The sequence below is a fragment of the Nonomuraea phyllanthi genome (assembly GCF_006334985.2).
Classification (GTDB): Bacteria; Actinomycetota; Actinomycetes; order Streptosporangiales; family Streptosporangiaceae; genus Nonomuraea; species Nonomuraea phyllanthi.
The window spans coordinates 205,218-227,312 of record NZ_VDLX02000015.1; the positions used below are offsets into that span (position 1 = coordinate 205,218).

General features: G+C 72.2%; 22 protein-coding genes. 10 read left to right on the forward strand and 12 right to left on the reverse strand.

The features are described from left to right. Positions 1-17: 17 nt before the first annotated feature. A complete protein-coding gene (locus tag FH608_RS54235; protein ID WP_317135598.1) occupies positions 18-2,873 on the reverse strand; it encodes an ATP-binding protein in 2,856 nt (951 codons plus the stop codon). A gap of 110 nt (positions 2,874-2,983) precedes the next feature. Further along, a complete protein-coding gene (locus tag FH608_RS51830; protein WP_153260952.1) occupies positions 2,984-3,139 on the reverse strand; it encodes a hypothetical protein in 156 nt (51 codons plus the stop codon). Between the two features lie 180 nt (positions 3,140-3,319). Between FH608_RS51830 and deoC the strand changes: the two genes are divergently transcribed. Genes deoC through FH608_RS34780 form a run of 4 tightly spaced genes read left to right on the forward strand, consistent with a single transcriptional unit; the run spans position 3,320 to position 6,753 of the window. After that, positions 3,320-4,273 carry a deoxyribose-phosphate aldolase gene (deoC, locus tag FH608_RS34765; protein WP_139634605.1) on the forward strand — a complete coding sequence of 318 codons (954 nt, stop codon included), beginning with the start codon at positions 3,320-3,322 and terminating at the stop codon, positions 4,271-4,273. Then, positions 4,273-5,727 carry an aldehyde dehydrogenase family protein gene (locus FH608_RS34770; protein WP_139634606.1) on the forward strand — a complete coding sequence of 485 codons (1,455 nt, stop codon included), beginning with the start codon at positions 4,273-4,275 and terminating at the stop codon, positions 5,725-5,727. The genes deoC and FH608_RS34770 overlap by 1 nt, the downstream gene beginning before the upstream one ends. After that, the gene (locus tag FH608_RS34775; RefSeq protein ID WP_139634607.1) at positions 5,717-5,911 is read left to right on the forward strand and encodes a hypothetical protein; all 195 of its coding nucleotides are present in this window, start codon (positions 5,717-5,719) and stop codon (positions 5,909-5,911) included. Before FH608_RS34770 ends, FH608_RS34775 begins: the two co-directional genes overlap by 11 nt. Continuing rightward, entirely contained in the window at positions 5,908-6,753 is an 846-nt protein-coding gene (locus FH608_RS34780) for an aldehyde dehydrogenase family protein (RefSeq protein WP_139634684.1), read from the forward strand. The genes FH608_RS34775 and FH608_RS34780 overlap by 4 nt, the downstream gene beginning before the upstream one ends. A gap of 18 nt (positions 6,754-6,771) precedes the next feature. Here FH608_RS34780 and FH608_RS34785 read toward each other — a convergent pair whose 3' ends face one another. Further along, a complete protein-coding gene (locus tag FH608_RS34785) occupies positions 6,772-8,214 on the reverse strand; it encodes an amidase (protein WP_139634608.1) in 1,443 nt (480 codons plus the stop codon). Between the two features lie 47 nt (positions 8,215-8,261). Here FH608_RS34785 and FH608_RS34790 point away from each other — a divergent pair, with 47 nt between their 5' ends. After that, complete coding sequence (locus FH608_RS34790; RefSeq protein ID WP_139634609.1) at positions 8,262-9,446, forward strand: threonine synthase; 1,185 nt, start codon at positions 8,262-8,264, stop codon at positions 9,444-9,446. On the opposite strand, the gene FH608_RS34795 is transcribed toward FH608_RS34790, so the two are convergent. The 3 genes from FH608_RS34795 to FH608_RS34805 are packed head-to-tail and all read right to left on the reverse strand — an operon-like array spanning position 9,420 to position 12,804. After that, positions 9,420-10,088, reverse strand: coding sequence for a hypothetical protein (locus FH608_RS34795; protein ID WP_139634610.1), 669 nt, complete (start codon positions 10,086-10,088; stop codon positions 9,420-9,422). The two genes, FH608_RS34790 and FH608_RS34795, sit on opposite strands and share 27 nt — an antisense overlap. Beyond that, the gene (hrpB, locus tag FH608_RS34800) at positions 10,085-12,475 is read right to left on the reverse strand and encodes an ATP-dependent helicase HrpB (protein ID WP_139634611.1); all 2,391 of its coding nucleotides are present in this window, start codon (positions 12,473-12,475) and stop codon (positions 10,085-10,087) included. Before hrpB ends, FH608_RS34795 begins: the two co-directional genes overlap by 4 nt. Next, complete coding sequence (locus tag FH608_RS34805; RefSeq protein ID WP_139634612.1) at positions 12,475-12,804, reverse strand: ArsR/SmtB family transcription factor; 330 nt, start codon at positions 12,802-12,804, stop codon at positions 12,475-12,477. Before FH608_RS34805 ends, hrpB begins: the two co-directional genes overlap by 1 nt. Before the next feature lie 82 nt (positions 12,805-12,886). Here FH608_RS34805 and FH608_RS34810 point away from each other — a divergent pair, with 82 nt between their 5' ends. After that, positions 12,887-14,035: an MFS transporter gene (locus FH608_RS34810; protein ID WP_139634613.1), complete on the forward strand. Its 1,149-nt coding sequence runs from the start codon at positions 12,887-12,889 to the stop codon at positions 14,033-14,035. Positions 14,036-14,041: 6 nt separating this feature from the next. Here the strand turns inward: FH608_RS34810 and FH608_RS34815 are convergent, their stop codons facing one another. Next, positions 14,042-14,872, reverse strand: a complete 831-nt coding sequence (locus FH608_RS34815) for an undecaprenyl-diphosphate phosphatase (RefSeq protein ID WP_139634614.1) — start codon at positions 14,870-14,872, stop codon at positions 14,042-14,044. Positions 14,873-14,967: 95 nt separating this feature from the next. Then, on the reverse strand, positions 14,968-15,768 hold the full coding sequence (locus FH608_RS34820; RefSeq protein ID WP_139634615.1) for an NmrA family NAD(P)-binding protein: 801 nt from the start codon (positions 15,766-15,768) through the stop codon (positions 14,968-14,970). A gap of 75 nt (positions 15,769-15,843) precedes the next feature. Between FH608_RS34820 and FH608_RS34825 the strand changes: the two genes are divergently transcribed. The 3 genes from FH608_RS34825 to FH608_RS34835 all read left to right on the forward strand — a co-directional run bounded on the left by FH608_RS34825 (position 15,844) and on the right by FH608_RS34835 (position 17,517). Continuing rightward, complete coding sequence (locus FH608_RS34825) at positions 15,844-16,761, forward strand: AraC family transcriptional regulator (protein WP_139634616.1); 918 nt, start codon at positions 15,844-15,846, stop codon at positions 16,759-16,761. Next, on the forward strand, positions 16,758-17,264 hold the full coding sequence (locus FH608_RS34830) for an HAD domain-containing protein (RefSeq protein WP_193318801.1): 507 nt from the start codon (positions 16,758-16,760) through the stop codon (positions 17,262-17,264). Before FH608_RS34825 ends, FH608_RS34830 begins: the two co-directional genes overlap by 4 nt. Before the next feature lie 61 nt (positions 17,265-17,325). Further along, positions 17,326-17,517: a PspC domain-containing protein gene (locus FH608_RS34835; protein ID WP_139634617.1), complete on the forward strand. Its 192-nt coding sequence runs from the start codon at positions 17,326-17,328 to the stop codon at positions 17,515-17,517. 88 nt (positions 17,518-17,605) lie between these two features. On the opposite strand, the gene FH608_RS34840 is transcribed toward FH608_RS34835, so the two are convergent. Together FH608_RS34840 and FH608_RS34845 are read right to left on the reverse strand one after the other, a co-directional pair. Next, positions 17,606-18,199, reverse strand: coding sequence for a hypothetical protein (locus FH608_RS34840; RefSeq protein ID WP_139634618.1), 594 nt, complete (start codon positions 18,197-18,199; stop codon positions 17,606-17,608). Beyond that, the gene (locus FH608_RS34845) at positions 18,196-18,747 is read right to left on the reverse strand and encodes an RNA polymerase sigma factor (protein WP_226900160.1); all 552 of its coding nucleotides are present in this window, start codon (positions 18,745-18,747) and stop codon (positions 18,196-18,198) included. The genes FH608_RS34840 and FH608_RS34845 overlap by 4 nt, the downstream gene beginning before the upstream one ends. Before the next feature lie 186 nt (positions 18,748-18,933). On the opposite strand from FH608_RS34845, the gene lipB reads away from it, so the two are divergent. Continuing rightward, complete coding sequence (gene lipB, locus FH608_RS34850) at positions 18,934-19,569, forward strand: lipoyl(octanoyl) transferase LipB (RefSeq protein ID WP_139634620.1); 636 nt, start codon at positions 18,934-18,936, stop codon at positions 19,567-19,569. 84 nt (positions 19,570-19,653) lie between these two features. Here the strand turns inward: lipB and FH608_RS34855 are convergent, their stop codons facing one another. Together FH608_RS34855 and FH608_RS34860 are read right to left on the reverse strand one after the other, a co-directional pair. Further along, entirely contained in the window at positions 19,654-21,183 is a 1,530-nt protein-coding gene (locus tag FH608_RS34855) for an amino acid permease (protein ID WP_139634621.1), read from the reverse strand. Positions 21,184-21,341: 158 nt separating this feature from the next. After that, positions 21,342-21,887 (reverse strand): type 1 glutamine amidotransferase domain-containing protein, encoded by a 546-nt coding sequence (locus tag FH608_RS34860; protein WP_139634622.1) that lies wholly within the window; start codon positions 21,885-21,887, stop codon positions 21,342-21,344. Between the last annotated feature and the right edge of the window lie 208 nt (positions 21,888-22,095).

Sequence of the window (22,095 nt, forward strand, 5' to 3'; positions counted from 1 at the left end):
AGGCAGGCAGGCAGGCGCTAGCGCGACAGCAGCGAGAGGCGGTGGGCCGCGGCGGCGGCCTCGCCGCGCGAGGTGACCCCGAGCTTGGCCAGGATGTTGGACACGTGCACGCTCACCGTCTTGGCCGAGATGAACAGCTCACCGGCGATGTCCCGGTTGGTCCTGCCCTGGGTGACCAGCCGCAGCACCTCCAGCTCCCGGGGCGTCAGCAGCTCGGAGGGCTCCTGCGCGGGCGCCGCCCCGCCCACCCGGCGCGACAGGACCTCGATCTCCTCGATGAGCGGGGTCGCGCGCAGGGCCTGGGCCAGCGGGAGCGCCACCTTCAGCCGGGCCGCCGCCCCCTCGCGATCGCCCGCGCGGGCGGCCACGTTGGCGGCCCGCAGGAGCGACTTGGAGTGGTTGTGGGGCCGGTTGAGCCGTTCCCAGGCCGCCGCGGCGGCGTCGAAGTCGCCCCGGTAGGACAGCCGGTACGCCTCCACGACCGGCCCGATGACCGACAGCTCGGCGGCCACTTCGGCGGCCAGCTCGCGCACCCTGGCGGTCCGCTCGGGCTCGGTCGTCTCGGCGGCGTCGCAGACGGTGCGCAGCAGCGACAGCAGCCGCCAGCCGAGCATGGCCTTGCTCAACTGCTGGTTCTGCGCGAGCACGCGCTCCGCCACGCTGAGCGCGGCGGCCGGCTCGCCCCGGGTCAGGTGCCAGCCGATGTGCAGGCGGGCGTTGTTGGTGATGTCCTGGACGAACTCCTCGGGGCGGTCCTTCAGCACGCCGACCTCGGACAGGATGCCCTCGACCAGTTGCAGCTCGCCCCTGGCCAGCGCGATGTCGGCGCGGATGCGGAGCAGCGCGTATCTGGTGCGCAGGGCGGGGCCGTGGCTGAGCGCGCCGTCGACGATCTCTATGGCCTCGTCCCAGCGGCCGATCGACTCCAGCGCCTCGGCCCAGTTGTTCTTGATGAACAGCCCGCTGCCGCGCAGCCTGCCGTACTTCTTGGACAGCTTCCAGCCGTCCCGCGCCAGGTCGAGCGCCTCCTCGTGGCGGCCCATGTCGATCAGGGCGTCCACGTTGTTGCCGATGGCGCGGGTGATCAGGCGTCCCGAGCCCTCCTGGTAGCCGATCTCCAGCGCCTGCTCGTTGACGACGATCGTGGACTCGTTCTCGCCGTTGAGCGAGTGGCCGAGCCCCAGGTTCATCAGCAGGTCGGATTCGAGGCAGCGGTCGCCGTGCTCCCTGGCCAGCCGCAGGCCCTCGGCGATCAGCTCGCTCGCCTCGGCGATCTCGCCACGCAGCATGAGGTGACGGCTGAGCGTCGTGACGACCTGGGCCCGGTCGAGGGTGTCGCGGGGGACGAGCCGCAGCGCGTGCCTGAGGTCGTCGATGACGCCGAGCTGCCCCTTGGCGTTCTTGAACGCGGCCCGCCGCACGATGAGCTGGGCGACGCGCGCCGGCTCCTCGGTCTCGTCCAGCTGGGACAGGGCGGCCTTGATGAACTTCACGCCCTTGTCGACGTCGCCGACGGCGTTGGCGGCCTCGGACGCGCGCTCCAGCACGGCGGTGTGGTCGGCGTCGATGAGCCGTTCCGCGTCGGGCACGCGGTCCCAGAGCATGAGCACGCGTTCGAGCAGCGGGACGGCCTCGGTGTAGGCGAACGCCTTGAACGACTTTCGCGCCGCCTCCCAGGCCGAGATCAGCGCCCAGGTGTCGTTGCGGGCACCGTACCAGTGGTGTGCCAGCTCGACGGCGGCGCGGCCGGGCGGGACGAGCCCGCGGTCCTTGGAGATCTCCTCGGCGAACCTGGCGTGCAGGCGCTGGTGCTCGCCGGGCAGCAGCTCGTCGTGCACGGCCTCGCGGATCAGGGAGTGCCTGAAGACGTACGCGCGGTTGTCGGCGATCTGCAGGATGTTGCGCGCGATGGCGGGGCGCAGCGCGGTCTCCAGCTCGACGTCGGACAGGCCGCTCACGACGGCCAGCAGCCTGTGGCTGACCCGGGTGCCGCCGGCGGCGGCGACGCGCAGCAGGCGCTGCGTCTCCTCGGGCAGCCGTTCGACGGAGCTGAGGATGAGGTCCTGCATGGAGTCGGGGAACGCGCAGTCCACGCCGCACTCCACCAGGGCCTCCACGAACAGGGGGATGCCCTCGCTGCGCTCGTAGACCTTCATGGCGTTGCCGTACTCGGGGACCTCGCCGAGGATGCCGGCCATCTGCTGGGCGACCTCGTCGCGCGACAGGCGCGGCAGGTCGAGCCGGTGCACGCCGTTGACCCGGCCCAGCTCGGCCAGCACCGGCCTGAGCGGATGCTGGCGGTGCAGCTCGTCGGAGCGGTAGGTCATGACGATCAGCACCTGCGGGGCGTGCAGGTTGCGGCTGAGGAAGGCGATGAGGTCGCGGCTGGACCGGTCGGCCCAGTGGATGTCCTCGATGAGGAGAACGGTGGGACGGGTGTCCGCGAGGCGTTCGAGGAGCGTGAGGAACTGCTCGAAGAGCCGGGCGCGGCCGGTGTCGGTCTCGCCGTCGCCGCTCGGCTCGCCGAACTCGGGCAGCAGCCGGGCGAGGTCGCGCTCGGCGCCGTCCGGCAGCAGCCCCGCGACGGCGGCGGGGCCCTGTTCCCTGACGAGCTGGCGGAGGGCGGCGGTGAACGGGGCGTAGGCGAGGCCCTCCGTGGAGAGCTCCACGCACCCGCCGAACAGCACGTGCGCGCCGCCGGCCTGGCACTGCTCGGCGAAGCGCTGGACCAGCCGGGTCTTGCCGACCCCGGCCTCGCCGCCGAGCAGGACCGCCGTCACCGTGCCTTTTCGTGCCTCGTCGAGACTTTCGGACAGAGCCGCGAGCTCCTCTTCCCGCCCGACGAAGACGGGACTGACAGAACGTCCCCGCATGTCATCCAGCATGTCATGCCCGTTCTATTACTTTCGACGCTTTTATCGGCCTCAGGGTGAGCGTGAGGCCCGGCCACGAGGGAGGTAGTGGCCGGGCGCTCGTGGGGTGGTCATGAGGAACGGCGCTTGCCGAAGACCGAGCGGCGCTCGGACTTGTTGGCCCGCTGTGCCTCGCGTACCCGCCGGTGCTCGGCGGCCGCCTTGCGCAGCTCGCTCGCGTGGTTCTTCATGAGCTCGTACTCGATCTCGGGATTCATGGAGGTCATCTCCTGCAATGTGGTGCTTCTTCCTGACACCTTTAAGACTCGGGCTAAGGCCCCTCCCCCCACATCGGGTGGATGCCCTATCTCCGGTGCGCAGCCGCCCCCCGCCCTACCTAGGACCCGGCACGGACCTCCCTAGGGCGGTCCGGTTTGGAGCTCACGGGCCTGGTCGGCGATGCTGTGATGGTGTCAACAGTGACTACCTCGCTCGCGGACGTCGCTTCGTCCGACGCCGCGCTGCGAGCTTTCCTGCACGGCCTGCCCGGTGTCGACCGGGTCGGCGCGGACCAGCGGGCGGCGATGCTGGGCACCCGTTCGATCAAGACCACGGCCAAGGCCCAGGCCATCGACCTGGCCATCTCCATGGTCGACCTGACCACACTCGAAGGGGCCGACACGGCCGGCAAGGTGCGCGCGATGTGCACCAAGGCCGTGCGGCCCGGCGGCGGCGCGCCCAAGGTGGCGGCCGTCTGCGTCTATCCCGACCTCGTCGCCGTGGCGGTCGAGGCGCTTCGTGGTGCGGGGGCCGGCGCGGGGGTCAAGGTGGCCTCGGTCGCGACGGCGTTCCCCAGCGGGCGCTCCTCTCTCGACGTCAAGGTGGGCGAGACCGCGGCGGCGGTGGCCGCGGGCGCCGACGAGATCGACATGGTGATCGACCGGGGCGCGTTCCTGTCCGGCCACTACATGAAGGTGTTCGAGGAGATCGTCGCGGTGAAGGCCGCCTGCGGCGCCGCGCACCTCAAGGTCATCCTGGAGACCGGCGAGCTGGCCACCTACGACAACGTCCGGCGGGCGTCCTGGCTGGCGATGCTGGCGGGCGCCGACTTCATCAAGACCTCGACGGGCAAGGTGTCGCCGGCCGCGACGCCGCCGGTGACGCTGGTCATGCTGGAGGCGGTGCGCGACTTCCGCGAGGCGACGGGCCGCCAGGTGGGCGTCAAGCCGGCCGGGGGCATCCGCACCACCAAGGACGCCATCAAGAACCTCGTGCTCGTCCACGAGACGGCCGGCGACGACTGGCTGACGCCCGAGTGGTTCCGGCTGGGCGCCTCCTCGCTGCTCAACGACCTGCTCATGCAGCGCCAGAAGCTGGCCACCGGCCGCTACGCGGGCCCCGACTACTTCACCCTGGACTGATGATGGCGATCTTCGAGTACGCTCCCGCGCCCGAATCCCGCGACATCGTCGACATCAAGCCGTCATACGGGCTGTTCGTCAACGGCGAGTTCGTCGACGGGTCCGGCACCCCGTTCAAGACCGTCAACCCCGCGACCGAGGAGACGCTGGCCGAGGTCGCCACCGCCTCCCCCGACGACGTCGACCGGGCCGTGCAGGCGGCGCGCAAGGCGTTCGGCGTCTGGGGCGCGCTGCCCGGCGCCGAGCGGGCCAAATATCTCTTCCGCATCGCGCGGATCATCCAGGAGCGGGCCCGCGAGCTGGCCGTGCTGGAGTCGCTCGACAACGGCAAGCCCATCCGCGAGTCGCGCGACGTGGACGTGCCGCTGGTGGCTGCCCACTTCTTCTACTACGCGGGCTGGGCCGACAAGCTGGAGTACGCCGGGTTCGGCCGGAGGACGACGAATGGGCACAGCGGCACGAAGCCGCTCGGCGTGGCCGGGCAGGTCATTCCGTGGAACTTCCCCCTGCTCATGCTGGCCTGGAAGATCGCGCCGGCGCTGGCCTGCGGCAACACGGTCGTGCTCAAGCCGGCCGAGACGACGCCGCTGACCGCCCTGCTGTTCGCCGACATCTGCCGGCAGGCCGACCTGCCACCCGGCGTGGTGAACATCGTCACCGGCGCGGGCGAGACCGGCGCGGCCGTGGTGTCCCACCCCGACGTCGACAAGGTGGCCTTCACCGGCTCCACCGAGGTCGGCCGGATCATCGCCAGGGCCGTCGCGGGCACCGACAAGAAGCTGACCCTGGAGCTGGGCGGCAAGGCGGCCAACATCGTGTTCGAGGACGCCGCCATCGACCAGGCCGTGGAGGGGATCGTCAATGGGATCTTCTTCAACCAGGGCCACGTGTGCTGCGCGGGGTCCCGGCTGCTGGTCCAGGAGTCCGTCCAGGAGGAGCTGCTGGCCTCGCTCAAGCGCCGGCTCGCCACCCTCCGGGTCGGCGACCCGCTCGACAAGAACACCGACGTCGGCGCGATCAACTCCGCCGAGCAGCTGGCGAAGATCCGCGAGCTGTCCGAGATCGGCGAGTCGGAGGGGGCCGAGCGCTGGTCGCCCGCGTGCGAGCTGCCGGAGCGCGGGTTCTGGTTCCCGCCGACGGTCTTCACCGGGGTGGCGCAGTCCCACACCATCGCCCGCGACGAGATCTTCGGCCCGGTGCTGTCCGTGCTGACCTTCCGCACGCCCGCCGAGGCCGTGGAGAAGGCCAACAACACGCCGTACGGGCTGTCGGCCGGCATCTGGACCGAGAAGGGCTCGCGCATCCTGTGGATGGCCGACCGGCTCAGGGCCGGGGTCGTCTGGGCCAACACGTTCAACAAGTTCGACCCGGCCTCGCCGTTCGGCGGCTACAAGGAGTCGGGGTACGGCCGCGAGGGCGGGCTGCACGGTCTGGAGGCCTACCTTGACGTGTGAGCACCGCCGCCCCCGCCGCGCCGAGCGGCGGGCGCAGGCCACCAGGGGCCGCGCCTTCGCCAGGGCCGGCCTGCCCGTCCGCACCGGCTGGTACGCCCACCGCTGCGGCGTGAGCCGGTGCGGCCAGGTCTTCGTGCCGGTCCAGATGTCGCAGGAGTCCACGTGGAGAGGCCGGGAGCGATGAGCAGGCTGTCCGTCAGAAAGACCTACAAGCTGTTCATCGGAGGGGCGTTCCCGCGCTCGGAGAGTGGGAGGTCCTACCCCGTGACCTCGGCCAAGGGCGAGTTCCTCGCCAACGCGTCCCGTGCCTCGCGCAAGGACGCCCGCGACGCCGTGGTGGCCGCGCGCAAGGCGTTCCCCGGCTGGTCGGGCGCCACCCCCTACAACAGGGGGCAGATCCTCTACCGCGTCGCCGAGATGCTGGAGGGGCGGCGTGGGCAGTTCGCCGAGGAGCTGGGCGGCGGCAAGAAGGCGGCGCTGGAGCAGGTGGACGCCGCGATCGACCGGCTCGTCTGGTACGCCGGATGGTCCGACAAGATCGCGGCGGTGCACGGGGCGGCCAACCCGGTCGCGGGCCCGTACTTCAACCTGTCCACACCCGAGCCGACCGGCGTGGTGGCCGTGATCGCGCCCGCCGACCCGCTGCTCGGGCTGGTGTCGGTGGTGGCGCCCGTGATCGTGACGGGCAACACGTGCGTCGTCGTGGCGTCCGAGCGGGCGCCGCTCGCGTCGATCACGCTGGCGGAGGTGCTGGCCACGTCCGACCTGCCGGGCGGCGTCGTGAACATCCTCACCGGGCACCAGGCCGAGCTGGCGCCGTGGCTGGCGGCGCACATGGACGTCAACGCGCTCGACCTGACCGGGGTCGGCGACGCGGACCTGGCGCTGAGCTGCGAGCAGGCGGCGGCCGAGAACCTCAAGCGGGTCCTGCGCCCGGCGGCGGAGGACTGGGCGGCCGATCCGGGGACCGGGCGGATGACGCGGTTCCTGGAGACCAAGACCGTCTGGCACCCCGTGGGGATCTGAGATCGGCGGGCGGACGGTTCAGAAGGTGTAGCCGGGCGGCCTGATCGGGGGGTGGGCCGCCTGGAGCTGGGCGGCGAGGCCGAGGAGGTGCGGCTCGCCGCCGGGCGGCGCCACGATCTGGACGCCGATGGGCAGCGCGCTGGAGTGCGTGGCCAGGGGCACGGCGATGGCGGGCCAGCCGCACATGTTCCACGGGCCGGTGGCGGGCGCGTACGTGATGTTGACGAGCGCGTTGCGGACGAGACCGCGCCGGCCCCAGCGGTCGGCCTTCGGCGGGACGCTCGCCAGCGCGGGCGTGATGAGCGCGTCCGCGTCGCCGAACCACTGGTCGGCCCCGTAGCCGCTCCAGCGCTCCCGGCCGCGCACGCCGTCCAGCTTGAGCGCGGCCAGCACCCGCCCGGCGCGGGCCAGGGCGCGGGTGCGGCGTTCGAGCCGGCCCCGGTCGAGGCCGGCCGTCGAGGCGGCGGCGCGGGTGAGCCAGGTGGCGACCGTGGCGGGGCCGAGCCAGGTGGGCAGCTTGGCGCCGTGCTCGACCACGGTGTGCCCGGCCACGCGCAGCGTCTCGGCCGCCGCGCGCACCGCGGCCTGGAACTCCTTGTCGACGCTCAGCCCGCCGGGCAGCGGCTGCGGTGCGAAGGCGATCCGCAGGTCGAACGGCTCGGGGCTGTCCTGTGGCGGCTGCGGCTCCCAGATCTCGTCGTCGTCCGCCCAGACCGAGCGGAGCATGGGCGGGCGCGGCTCGACGCGCCGCCCGCCGTGCCACGCCTCGGCCAGCGCCGGGTCGGCGGCCAGCACGGACAGCGCCAGCGCCAGGTCGGGCGCGGTCGTCGCCAGGGGGCCGTTCTCCGTCAGCCGGTCCCAGTCGTCGGTGGGCGGCGGCACGAGCCCGGGGCCCGGCTTGACGGCCAGCACGCCGCAGCAGGCCGCAGGGATGCGCAGCGAGCCCATGCCGTCGTTGCCCAGCGCGATCGGCACCATCCCGGCCGCCACGGCCGCGGCGCTGCCGGCCGACGAGCCGCCCGCCGTGCGCGCCGGGTTCCAGGGGTTGCGGACGATGCCGTACGCGCTGTCGCCGACCGCGACGAGCCCCAGCTCGGGCAGGTTGGTCAGGCCGACGACCACGGCCCCCGCCGCCCGCAGGCGCGCCACCGTCTCGTGGTCGCGCGGCGCGGGCGTGTCGGCCGTGGCTCCCGACCCGCCGCGGGTGGCCTCGCCCGCCACCTCCAGGTTGTCCTTCACCGCGACCGGCACCCCGGCGAGCGGTAGCTCCGCCAGGTCGCGCCGCTTCTGCAGGGCCCGCGCCTCCTCCACGGCCCGCTCTCTCACCAGCCGGAACGCCCCAACCCTGGAATCCCGCTCCGAGATGGCGTGAAGGTGCTCCTCGACGACGGTCGTGGCCGTGACGTCCCCACGCCGGACGGCCGTCGCGATCTCGACAGCGGACCTGCCTGCCCACAACATGACTAGAGTCTGCATGCTGCTCGCCCGCCCCGATAGGGTCATTGCGCGTGAATGGACCATCGCTCGCCCTCCGCCAGCGCTCGCTGGGCGATCCCGTGATCGAGTTCCCGCTGTTCCCGCCGCTGACGCGGGGCTGTCCCGAGACCAGCACCGGCGAGATCGCCTATCCCCTCGATGTCACCTACGACTACGCGCGGGTGGACACGCGCCTGTTCGAGCAGGAGCCGGGCGCGGACATCGCGCGGTGGTCGCCGCTGCTGCCGCCGCTGGAGGCCCCCACGCTGGGGGAGGGCGGGACGCCGCTGGTGGAGTTCGACGGGGTCCACATCAAGGACGAGTCCCGCAACCCGACCTGGTCGCACAAGGATCGGCTCAACCGGGTCGCGGTCAGCGCCGCGGTCGCCGCGGGCGCGCCGGGCGTGGTCGTGGCCTCCTCCGGCAACCACGGCGCCTCGGCCGCCGCCTACGCGGCCCGGGCCGGGCTGCCCGCGATCGTGCTGACCTCCGCCGACTCGCCGCCCGCCGCGCAGTCCTTCGTGCGCGCGTACGGGGCCACGGTCATGTCGGTGCCCGTCGAGAAGCGGTGGCCGCTGCTGCGGGAGGTCGTCGACCGGCTCGGCTACCACCCGGTCAGCAACCAGACCGTGACGCACACCGGGCACCCGTTCGGGCCCGAGGGCTACAAGACCATCGCGTACGAGCTGTTCCTGCAGCTCGGGCGGGTTCCGGCGGCCGTCTTCACGCCCACCGGCTACGCCGAGCTGCTCTACGGGGTGTGGAAGGGGTTCGTGGAGCTGCGCCTGCTGGGGCTGGCCGCGAGCGTGCCGCGGATGTTCTCCTGCGAGACGGCCGCGGGCGGGCCGCACGCGCGGGCGCTGGCCACCGGTGCCCCTGCCGCGATCGTGGAGCTCGGCGCCAGCGACGCGTACGGCATCGCCGGTCCCGTCGGCGGGCACCGGGGCGTGGTGGCCGTGCGCGACAGCGGCGGCGAGGCGCTGCTCGTGAGCGACGACGAGCTCCGGCTGGCGCAGCGTGACCTGGCCCGGCAGGGGCTGTGGCAGGAGCTGTCGGGCGCGGCCGGGCTGGCCGGATACCGCAGGCTGGGACAAGACTTCGACGGGCCCGTGGTGTGCGTCGCCACGTCGAGCGGGTTCAAGGACGTGGGGGTGGGGGCCGAGCGGTTCCCCGTCGTGGCCGAGCCGACCCTAGGCGATCTTGCTCCAGACGCGTAGCGGGCCGATCGTGGTGAAGCCCTGGCGCACGGCGTCCGCCGGGTCGATCTCCCAGCCCACCAGCGGGCGCCCGGGGAAGAGCCCGGCCGCCATGGACAGCGTGCCCTCCCAGGCGGTGCCCATGTCGCAGCCGGACGCGAACACGTTGGAGACGCCCACGACCTCGTCACGGGGCGAGAGCACCGAGCCGCACACGATGTCGCCCTCGATCCGGCCGCAGACGATCGTGACCTCCTCCAGCAGCGCCGGCGGGAACAGACCGCTGACGCCGCCCGCGAAGCACGCCTGCTCCCAGTCGCGCAGGGTCTCGGCGTCCTTGACGGCCTCCCAGGCGATCGCGGCCGGTCGCGGCTCCGGCGGGGCGCGGAAGATCCACTGCGCCTCGAACAGCACCTCGAAGCCCGGCAGGTCGAGCGTGGCGAAGCTGTCCTTGACCGACGCGCCGGGGCCGGAATCGATGTGGGGGAGCACGTCGGCCGCCGTCGCGTCGGGCGAGAGGGTGACGGCGTCGGGGTAGAGGGTGGGGGTCCTGGCGGGGTTGGTCCAGGCTCGCGGGCCGAACGTGCCGGGGAGGCCGTGCGCGCGGCACATCGTGTCGCACCATCCGGCGTTGTCGCGGGCGGCGATCGCGACGCTCGTCATGTCCTGCTCGCCTTCGTCCGTCGGGTGGGTGCGGCGGTCAGCGGGTCTTCCGGCCACGGGTGCTTGGGGTAGCGGCCGCGCAGCTCCGCGCGTACGGAACGGTAGCCCTCCCGCCAGAACGACGCCAGGTCCGCGGTGACGGCCACCGGGCGGCCCGCCGGGGACAGCAGGTGCACCAGGACGGGCACGCCGGAGATCTCGGGCGTCTCCTGCCAGCCGAACAGCTCCTGCAGCTTGACCGCGAGCACCGGCTGCTCGCCCGAGTAGTCGACGCGGACGCGGGAGCCGCTCGGCACCTCGATGCGTTCGGGGGCGGCCACCTCCAGGCGCCCGCTCCACGGGACGAGGCGTTTCAGGGCGGCGGCCACGTCGATGCGCTCCAGGTCGGCGCGGCGGCGGGCCCTGGACAGCTCGGGCTCCAGCCACCGGTCGGCCAGGTCGACCAGGGCGTCCATGGGCGGCCAGGGATCGCCGAGGGCGCGGTGGCAGAAGGCCAGGCGGTCTCTCAGCTCTCTGGCCGCTCTCGTCCAGATCAGGACGTCGGGCTCGGTGCGCAGCCCGTGCAGGACGGCCGCGCGTACGTCGGCGTCCTTGAGCGGGGTGGCGGACAGCTCGATCGCGCCCAGCCGCTCGACGGTGCGGGCCAGCACGTCGCCGCGACGCTCGCCGGGCGGGACGTGCCAGGTGACCTCGTCCTGGACGGTGACGGGGTGGGCCCGCCTGGCGGTCTCCTCGTCGATGGCGACGGCCTGTCTGATGCGGGCCGACGCCGAGCCCGTGGGGCGGTCGGCGACGGCGATGGCCAGCCACTCGGCGGTGTGCAGCCGGGAACCCTCGGGGAGCCGGGCCTGGGTGCCGGAGGCCATCAGGTAGCCGCCGCCCCGCCGGCGCGCCACCCGCTCCGGGAACGCCAGCGCCACCGCCTCCCCGGCCGCCGCGTCACCGGGCACGGGGCGGTCCTGCGAAGAAGCCTGCGCGGCGGTGCGGCGGAGGCGGCCGGTCTCCTGGCGCCAGCGGGCGGCGAAGCCGGTGCCGCCCCGCCGGGCCGTACGCCACACCTCCACCAGATCGTCGCTCGCGTCCCGGGGCAGCTGCTCCGACAGCAGCGCCACCACCTCGGCGGCGGCCGGGCCGAGATCGAGCAGGGCCCTGGCCAGGCGGGGATGCACGCCCGCGAGCGCCATGCGGCGCCCCCGCGCGGTCACCCGGGCGCCGTCGATCGCGCCCAGCGTCTCGAGCGTGCGGGCGGCGGCGGCCATCGCCGCGGGCGGGGGCGGGTCGAGCAGGGCCAGGCCGGAGGCGTCGGGCGTGCCCCAGCAGGCGGCCTGCAACGCGAACCCGGTCAGGTCGGCGAGCACGATCTCCGGCCGGGCGTGGTCGGCCAGCCGCTCGTGCTCGGCCGACGGCCAGCACCGGTAGACCGTCCCCGGCGCCTCGCGCCCGGCCCGGCCGGCGCGCTGGCCGGCCGAGGCCTTGGAGACCCTGACCGTGGTGAGGGAGCCGAGGCCGCGGGCGTGGTCGGTGCGCGGCTCGCGGGCCAGCCCCGAGTCGACCACCACGCGCACTCCCGGGACGGTCAGGCTCGACTCGGCGACGGACGTGGCCAGCACCACCCTCCTGGCCCGGCCGGGGGCGAGCACGGCGTCCTGGACGTGGGCCGGGGCCTGGCCGTGCACCTGCAGCACCTCGACGCCGTCCAGCATCCCCGCGACCTTGGCGATCTCGCCCACGCCGGGGAGGAAGCAGAGCACGTCGCCGTCGCGCTCGGCCAGCGCCCTGCGCACCACCGAGGCCACGTGCGAGAGCAGCGCCGGGTCGACGCGCAGGCCGTGGGGCGGGGCGACCGGGCGGGCGGGCGGCGCCCACACGGTCTCGACCGGGTGGGCGGCTCCGGCGGCGGCGACGACGGGCCCGCCGAGCAGCCGGGACCACGGCCCGGCGTCGGCGGTGGCGGACGTGGCCAGCAGGCGCAGGTCGGGCCGGAGCGTGTCGCGTACGTCGAGGAGGAAGGCCAGGGCGGTGTCGGCGTCGAGGTGGCGTTCGTGGCACTCGTCGAGCACGACCGCGTCGACCCCGGCCAGCTCCTGGTCCCGCTGGAGGCGCTGGAGCAGCACGCCGGTCGTGACGACCTCGACCATGGGGTTGGCGCCGGTGTGCCGCTCGCCCCTGATGGTGTAGCTCACGCCCATCCGCCGGGCCGCCGCGCGCACGGCCAGGCGGCGCGGCTCGGCCACCAGCACCCGCAGGCCCTCCTCGGCCAGTGCCAGGGGCACCACCGTGGTCTTGCCGGTGCCGGGAGGGGCGGTGAGCACGCCGCTGCCGTGCCGGTCGAGGACGGCGAGCAGCTCGGGCAGGACGTGCCGGATGGGCAGCGCGTCGAGCGGCATCAGGGCAGGCCGACCGGCGGGCGCTCGGCGGCGGCGAGCACCGAGTCGAGCAGGCCGGGGAAGCGGGACTCGAGGTCGTCGCGGCGCAGGCTCATGTAGACCAGCCGGCCCTCCTGCTTGGAGAGGACGACGCCGGCCTCGCGCAGCGTGCGGTAGTGGTGTGAGGCGGTCGACTTGTGCACGCCGAGCTCGCCGCCCGCGTTTCCGCACGTCATCTCGCCGCCGAGGGCGAGGCGTACGACGATCTCCAGGCGCACGGGGTCGGACAGCGCCCGCAGGACCTCGGTGAGCTCGATGTCCTCCGTCTCGGGGTGCGGGAGCAGGCGCATGGTCAAACCCTACCTCCGGTTTATTGTTTGACATCCATCCAACCTTACGACAGTTTGATGGGGGTCAAACTTTGGAGGTTGCATGAATTCGCGGCTCTACCCGCTTGCTGTCGGAAATTTCGCGATCGGTACGGGCATGTTCGTGACCGCCGGGCTCCTGGCGCCCATCTCGGCGGACCTCGGGATCTCGTCGTCGGCGGCGGGACAGCTCATGACCGTGTTCGCGCTGGCCTACGCGGTGCTGTCGCCCCTGCTCGCCGCCCTCACCGCCCGCCTGTCGCGGCGGAACCTGCTGCTGATCGCCATGAGCGTGTTCGTGCTGGGCAACCTGCTGACCGCGCTGGCTCCAACGTACCCGCTGGTCATGGCCACCCGGGTGATCGCGGCGGCGGGGGCCGCGATGTTCACCCCGACCGCCTCGGCCGTGGCGAACGCGCTCACCGAGCCCGAGCGGCGCGGGCGTGCGCTCGCGCTGGTCATGGGCGGATTGTCCGTCTCATCCGCCATCGGCGTGCCGCTGGGCACCTGGCTCGGCGCGGCCTCCAGCTGGCGGGCCACGATCTGGCTGGTGGTGGCGCTGGGCGTGATCGGGCTCGTGGGCGTCGCGGCCACCGTGCCCGCGGTCCGCATCCCGGCGTCGGGACGGCTGCGCGAGCGGCTCGCGCCGCTGGGCGACCGCCGGGTGCTGTCGGTGCTGACGACCCAGCTGCTGATGTTCGGCGGGGCGTTCGCCGCGTACACCTATATCGGCTCGCTCTTCGACCTGCCGCTGCCCGCCCTGCTGTGGGCGTGGGGGCTGGGCGGCATCGTCGGCAACCAGCTCGGCGGGCGCTTCACCGACCGGTACGGGCCGCGCAGGATGGTGCTGATCGCCCTGGCATCGAGCACCGCGTTCCTGGTCCTCATCCCCGTCGCGAACCTCGCCCTGCCGGTCGCCCTGGTGTGGGCGTTCCTGTGGGGGGCGCTCGGCTGGCTGGTGGCCCCCGCCCAGCAGTTCAGGATCGTCGGCGTCGTGCCCGGCAACGTGTCGATCGGCCTCGGGCTGCTGTCGTCCGCGCAGTACATCGGCATCTTCGTGGCCGGGCTGGCCGGCGGCGCGGCGCTCGACTGGTACGGCAGGACCGGCGTGATCGTGTTCTCCACGGCGCTCGGACTCCTGGGACTGCTGTTCACGCTGGCCACCTACCGCCCGGCGCGGATCACCGCCGAGGAGACCGTGCCCGTGGGGTAGACGGTGTCACCCCATGGCCGGGATCTTGCCCAGGGAGACCGCGAAGATCACGAAAAGGCCGAGCAGGATGCGATAGATCACGAAGCCGGTGAAGCGGTGGTGGCTGATGTAGCGCAGGAACCAGGCCACCGCCGCGTAGCCGATGACGAACGAGATGGCCGTGGCCAGGATCGTCGGCCCCCAGGCGGGCGCCGGGCCCTCGCCGATCTGGGCCACCTCCAGCAGCCCCGACGACAGCACGGCCGGGATGGCCAGCAGGAACGAGTATTTGGCCGCGTCCTCGCGCCGGTAGTCGAGCAGCAGGCCGGCGGTGATGGTGCCGCCCGAGCGCGACACGCCGGGGATGAGGGCGAGCGCCTGGGCGCAGCCGTACACGAGGGCGTGCGTGAAGTTCAGGTGCTTCTCCAGCGTGAGCTTGTTGCGGGCGGTGCGGTCGGCGAACCAGAGGATGCAGCCGAACACGATCAGCGTCGTGCCCACCAGGCGCAGGTCGCGGAAGACGGTCTCGATCTGGTCCTTGAACACCAGGCCGAGCACGCCGATGGGGATCGAGCCGACGATGACGTACCAGCCCATGCGGGCGGCCCAGTGGGTGCGCAGCTCCTTGACGAACAGGGAGCGCACCCAGGTGGAGACGATCTCCCAGATCTCCTGGCGGAAGTAGATCAGCACGGCGGCCTCCGTGCCGAGCTGGATGACCGCCGTGAACGCCGCCCCCGGGTCCTGCCAGCCGGCGAGGGCGGAGACCACCCGGATGTGGGCGCTGGAGGAGATCGGCAGGAACTCCGTGAGCCCTTGGACCAACCCCAGAACCACCGCTTCGAGCCAGCCGATCACGACGACACCTTCCCAGCACCCGGCACTGACGAGGTGAGGCTAGCGGATGCCGGGGGCCGGCGATCGTTAACGTCGCGTGTCCGGACGGTTACGAGTCAGGACTTCCAGATCGCGGCGTTGGCGGCGGCGTAGTCGGCGAAGTCGCGGGCCGGGCGGCCGAGCGCCTGCCGCACGCCGTCCGCCACGTGGGCGTTGCGGCCGTCCAGGATGCCGGTGAACAGCGCGGCCAGGCCCTCGGCCTCCTCCCGGGGCAGGCCCTGCGCGACGGCGGCGGCCACGTACTCCTCCGGCGTCACCCGGACGAACGCGATCGGCCTGCCCGTCGCCTTCGACAGCTCGGCGGCGACCTGGGCGAACGTCAGCAGCCTCGGCCCGGTCAGCTCGTACACCTTGCCGGCGTGGCCGTCCTGGCTGAGCGCGGCCGCGGCCACGTCCGCGATGTCCTCCGCGTCCACGAACGGCTCGGGCACGTCGGGGGCCGGGAGCGCCACGACGCCTTCGAGCACCGGCTCCAGCAGGAAGCTCTCGCTGAAGTTCTGCATGAACCAGCTGCAGCGGACCACCGTCCACTCGGCGCCCGACTCCTGGACGGTCCGCTCGCTGGCCTGCGCCTCAGGCTCGCCCCGCCCGGACAGCAGGACCAGCCGCCGCACGCCGCCGCGCACGGCCAGCTCGGTGAACGCCTTGATGTCGTCGTACGCGCCGGGGAAGGCGAGGTCGGGGTAGTAGGAGAGGTAGACGGCCGTCACGCCGTCGAGCGCCGCCGGCCACGTCGCGCGGTCCTGCCAGTCGAAGAGCGGCCTGGACCCGATGCGCACGGGCAGGTCGAGAGCGGTCAGCCGGTCAGCCACACGGCGGCCGGTCTTGCCCGTGCCGCCCAGCACCAAAATTGTCATGTGTCCAGTAAGCCGCCATACGCATAAGACTCTCCATGGTTGAGAAGCGCATAGGCATATGCAATCGTCTACCCCATGGATCACCTCGCGGCGTTGCTCGACGGCCCGCGGGCCCGTGGCGCCTTCCTGCTCCGGTCGATCCTCCATCCGCCCTGGTCGCTGCGGATTCAGGACGAGGCCCCGCTGTCGTTGATCGCCCAGGTGCGCGGGGAGTCGTGGATCGTGCCCGACGACGCCGAGCCCGTACGCCTCGCGCCGGGCGAGGTCGCGATCAGCCGGGGGCCTGAGCCGTACACGGTGGCCTCGGATCCCGGGCTGGCGCCGCAGATCGTCATCCACCCCGGCCAGCGCTGCGCGACGCCCGACGGGCGGTCGCTGCACGACGAGATGGACCTCGGCGTGCGGACGTGGGGCAACGACCCCGCGGGGAGCACGGTGGTGCTCACCGGCACGTACAACCTGGAGGGCGAGGTCAGCAGGCGGCTGCTGGAGGCGCTGCCGCCGCTGCTCACGCAGCCGGGCGACCCGGTCATCTCGCTGCTCGGCGCCGAGATCGCCAGGGACGAGCCCGGCCAGGAGGCGGTCCTCGACCGGCTGCTCGACCTGCTGCTCATCACGGTGCTGCGCTCCTGGTTCGCCGCCCACGCGAGCCGGGCGCCGGGCTGGTACCGCGCGATGGGCGACCCGGTGGTGGGGCGGGCCATGCGCCTGATGCAGCACAACCCGGCCCACCCCTGGACGGTCGCCGCCCTCGCGTCCCAGGCCGGCGTCTCCAGGGCGTCGCTGGCCAGGCGCTTCACCGAGCTGGTCGGCGAGCCGCCGATGGCCTTCCTCACGGACTGGCGCCTGGCGCTCGCCGCCGACCTGCTGCGCGAGCCGGACGCCACGATCGGGTCGGTGGCGAGGAAGGTGGGGTACGGCAGCCCGTTCGCGCTCAGCGCCGCCTTCAAGCGGGTACGGGGCATGAGTCCCCAGGAGTACCGCGCCGGATGAAACCTCTGCTGCTGCTGGACGTCGACGGCGTGCTCAACCCGATGGGGCGGATCACCCCCGACTTCAGGAGCTACCGCTGCACGATCGGCTCCGAGGTGTACGTCGTGCACCTCAACCCCCGGCACGGCCGCCGGCTGCTCGAACTGGCCCTGGCGACCGGCTCCGAACTGGTCTGGGCGACGACCTGGGAACACCACGCCAACGAGTGGATCGCCCCCAGGATCGGCCTGCCCACGCTGCCCGTCATCCCCCTCGACCCCGACGTGCCGTCCGAGCGCGGGGAGATGTTCAAGACCCCGCACGTGGCCGCGTACGCGGGGCGGCGGCCGTTCGTCTGGTTCGACGACCAGGTGTGGGCGGAGGACGAGGAGTATCTCAGGGGCAGTCAGGGTCTGGAGAATTTCCTGCTCATCCACGTGGATCCCGCGAGGGGCCTGACCAGCCGCCATCTGGGCATGGCCCGCGAATGGCTGACCCTTACAGGGTTTTCTCAGGGTCCCTGACGGGAGTCCCCCGGCCTGACCGTTCGTTGCACGGGTAGGTCGTCACACAGGAGGACACACCATGTACCGCTCACGAGAGCACAGGATTCTGGCCGGCGTCTGCGGCGGGCTCGCCGACAAGATGGGCCTGCCGCCCACCCTCGTCCGGATCCTCTGGCTGCTGCTGTCGCTCATCCCGGGGCCGCTCTGGGTCGTCTACGTCGCCATGTGGATCCTCATCCCGGAGGAGCCGAAGGGCTACCGTGCGGCGTAGCCGGCCCGGCCGGGCCGCCGCGGCACGACGGCAGGCCGCCCGCCGGGCGGACGGCCTGCTGATCCCAGACTGACGAGAGCGGCTGCCCCTACGAACCGCTCGCGGCCGCGTCCGGGTCGTCGACGACGACGCAGGGCTTGACCTGACCCTCGATCACGCGGGCCCGGTACTGCCAGCGGACGGTCGGCGCACCAGGGGTCCAGGCCGGGTTCTCGGAGAAGTCCAGCACCAGCGTCCGGCCCTGGCCGACGAACTCGGGGTGGATGTCCACCCCGGCGCCCGAGGGACGGGCGGCCTTGGCGGAGGCGGAGTCGCGGAACGCGTCATGGGTGGCGACGGACTCGGCGCCCCCGACGATCCGGCCCCTGTCGTCCTCGCACCTGGTCCCGTACTCGAGGTAGGTGACGTCGGTGCTGACGCCCGCCTGCCTCAGGTCCCGCTCCAGCTGGTCGGCGTCCCTGAACTCCTTGATCTCGACCCTGATCGTGCCGTCGCCGGCCTTGCTGACCGCGTACGCGGGCGGCTCCGACCCGGTCAGCAGCGGGACCGCGACCGCCGCCGCGGCGGCCAGCGCGGCCACCGCGCCCCCGGCGAACAGCCGGCGGGTGGCGCGGCGCCGCCGTTCGGCCCGCGCGCCCACTTCTTCCTTGAGCTCCATCAGCAGTTGCTCCTCGAATCTCATCGTGGTGCTCCGTCCATGACGAAGGGCAGGTCGCGCAGGGTCCGGCGCGCGCGGTGGAGGCGTACCTTGGCGGTGCCCGGCCGGATGCCGAGGGCGTGCGCCGCCTCCGTGACCGTGAGCTGGTCGATGACGACGAGCTCCAGCACGGCGCGCTCTCCCTCGGGCAGGTCGGCCATGGCCTCGAAGGCCCGCCTCGCGGGCCGCTCCGCGTCGATCCGCTCCTCGAGCCTGGCGACGTCGTCGTCGTGCAGCGTCCGCCGCCCGCTCACCCGGTCGGTCAGCTGGTACTGCTTGTACGCCCGCCGCCGCTCGGCCGAGATGGTCTTCCTCGCCACGCCGTACAGCCAGGCGATCTCCGCGCCCAGGTCGGCGCGGTAGGTGTGGGCGGAGTCGAGCACCGCCACGAACACCTCAGCCACCAGGTCGGCGACGGTGTGCGGGTCGTCGACCCGGCGGGACAGGAAGCGGGTGACCGCGTCGACGTGCCGCCGGTAGAAGGCCTCGAATGCCACGGGATCTGTGGCGATCTTCGCCTGTTTGCGACGCACGGCCATGCTCCCTTCGTCGTTTCACGCCCCTGCTTGGTAAGAAGCGGAAAAAGGGTTACAAGGGTGACTCGCGTCAGCGAAGAGGAAGCCGTAGCCGTCGTGCGGCTCGCGCGGGTGGCGGGCCCGGGCGGGGACAGGTACCAGCCCCCGTGCGCCGGTGCCCGGGATGCGGCTTATCCTCGAAGGATGAGGGCAAGGCCGCTGACACTCATCCAGGACGATCTCGTCGCGTACGACGTGGCGATGGAGCGCATGACCGCCATGGTCGGCGAGCGCCAGCAGGACGCCCGCCCCGACACGCTGTGGCTGCTCAGCCACCCCCCCGTCTACACGATCGGCCGCCGCACCCCGATGGCCCACCTGCCCGACCCCTCGCGCGGCATCCCCGTCATGGAGACCGGGCGCGGCGGCCAGCTCACCTACCACGGGCCGGGCCAGCTCGTCGGCTACCTCATCGTCAAGCTGGACCAGGACCAGGGCATCGTCGACTACGTGCGCGAGGTTGAGTTGCGGCTGGTCGAGGCGCTGGGCAAGCTGGGGCTGCCGGCCGAGCGGCGCGACACGCCGCCGGGCTCGGAGCTGCTGACCGGCGTCTGGACCACCGAGACCGACCGCAAGATCATTTCGATCGGCATGCGGCAGAGCCGGGGCGTCACGAGCCACGGGTTCGCGCTCAACGTCGACGGCGACCTGACGCCGTGGGACTGGGCGGTCGCGTGCGGGATGCCCGACGTGGACATGACCTCGCTCAAGCGCGAGCTCGGCACGGCCTCGATGGGCGAGGTCCGCGCGGCGGTGTCCGCCGCTTTCGAGGCCTCCTGAGCCGGTCCGGAACGGACCGGCGAGCACGACCCCGGCAGGCTCGACCGTGGCGGGCACGGCCCCGGCCGGCCGTGCCCGCGGCCTTCAGGCGACGGGGACGTCGTCGATCGTGCGGCGAGGGCCCTTGAACCAGTGCTTGGCCGACAGCCCCCACCACAGGGCGATGCCGATCAGCACCACGCCTACCGCGATCGGCGCGTAGTTGACCGAGGTCCAGGCGAAGTCCTTGTTGCCCGGCACGCCCGCCGGCGTGAACGGCATGATGAAGTAGATCGACACGACGACGATCTCGACGCAGGCGATCCAGCACAGCGCCTTGTACTTCCTGCCGAGCGTCCACGGCCCCGGCTTGAAGGCGTCGCCCATGCGCAGCCGGAGCCAGATCGGGATGAGGAAGGCCAGGTAGAGCCCGATGACCGCGATCGACACGACGGCGTAGAAGGCGACCGGCGTGGTCAGCCCGGGAGGGGCGTAGAGGGCGGGCAGGGTGATGAGGGCGGCCACGACGCAGCCGGCGATGATCGCGTTGACCGGGGTGCGGTTGCGGTCGACCTTCGACCAGGCCCGCCAGCCGGGCACCGCGCCGTCGCGGGAGAACGCGTACGTCATGCGCGACATCGACGTCACGCAGCTCATGCCGCAGAAGAACTGGCCGATCGTGGAGATCGCGAAGATCGCCGTGGCCCAGCCGGACGACAGGGCGGTCTCGAAGATGGCCCCCACGAAGCCGGACTGCTTGTTGATCTCGTCCACGTTGGTGGCCGCGAACAGGAACGACAGCAGCAGGATCCAGCCGCCGATCGCCGAGTAGAAGATCGACTGCCAGAGCCCGCGGGCCGCGCTCCTGGCCGCGCCCTGGGTCTCCTCCGACACGTGCGCGCAGGCGTCGAAGCCGGTGATCGTGTACTGGGTGAGCAGGAAGCCGAGCGGGAGCACGTACAGCCAGAAGGGCACCCCTTCGGCATTGGTGTCGAAGCCGGAGTTGTCGTTGGTGCCGCCGAAGACGAAGCCGAGCGTCTGGTGGTGGTCAGGCGCGAAGATCAGGATGGCGATCACGATGGCCGCGCCCACGACGTGCCACCACACGGAGACGTTCTGCAGCAGCGCGATGAGCTTGTGGCTGTAGACGTTGATCAGCGCGTGCGCCGCGAGGACGAGCACGAACAGCAGGAACGCCTGCGGCAGCGTGCCCTCCCACGCGCCGGCGGTGAGCCGGGTGAGGGTGATGTTGAGGAACGTGGCGCAGCCGTAGTCGACCGACGCGGTGACGGCGATGAGGCCGATCAGGTTGAGCCAGCCGGTGAACCAGCCGTGGATCGGCTTGCCCAGGGTGGCGGCCCACCAGTAGATGCCGCCCGCCGTCGGGTACGCCGACACCAGCTCCGACATGCAGAACCCGATGATCAGGATGAACAGGGAGATCAGCGGCCAGCCCCACGAGATCGCGATGGGACCGCCGTTGTTCCAGGCCTGCCCGAACGTGGTGAAGCAGCCGGCGAGGATGGAGATGATCGAGAAGGAGATGGCGAAGTTCGAGAATCCGCTCCAGGTCCGGGCCAGCTCCTGCTTGTAGCCGAGCTCGGCGAGTCGCCTGGAATCCTCTTCAGTGGTCATTGAGGTCTCCCTGGGGGGCGCGGAGGACGCTCTATTTGGTCTACATCTAGACCATTCCTTCCTCGAGAACAAGGCGTTACGGGCGAGTTTCCGCCCTGTCAGGGCCCCTGAACGGCGACGGGGGCCTCGATCGAGGCCCCCGGGATCATGTCGCCGCGTTACGCGCCGAACGCGTCGGTCGCGGCCTGGCAGAACGCCTTGAGGTCGTCCGGCTTGCGGCTGGTGACCAGCATGTTCGGCCCCGCCGTGCACACCGTGACCTCCCTGTCGACCCACGTCGCGCCCGCGTTGCGCAGGTCGGTCTGCAGGCTCGGCCAGGAGGTGACGGTACGGCCGCGTACGACGTCGGCCTCCACCAGCGTCCACGGCGCGTGGCAGATGGCGGCCACCGGCTTCCCCATGTCGAAGAAGGCGCGGGCGAACTGGACCGCCTGCGGCACCATGCGCAGGAAGTCGGGGTTCGCGACGCCTCCGGGGAGCACGAGGCCGTCGAACGAGGCCGGGTCGGCGTCGTCCACCGTGTCGTCCACGGCGAACCTGTCACCCTTGTCCAGATGGTTGAATGCCTGGATCTGGCCCGGTTGCGTGGAGACGAGCCTGGGAGTGCCGCCGGCCTGCTTGACGGCCTTCCACGGCTCGGTGAGCTCCACCTGCTCCACCCCCTCGGGAGCGACCAGGAACGCGATGGTCTTGCCCTCCAACATGTGAACTCCCCCTTGGGCTGCATGTCTCCCCAGCCCCCTTTCCGAGCAGGCGGGTTGTATGCGGCAGCATGGGGATGATGCGGTGAGTGAAAATTTACACCGGGAAAGGAAACGAGACTGAAACAATTTTCCGCCACGCGTTGACATGCGGACTCCGTATGGTGTGCCTTTCTCTACACAGGGAAACCCCCGCCTGAAGGTGAGGCAC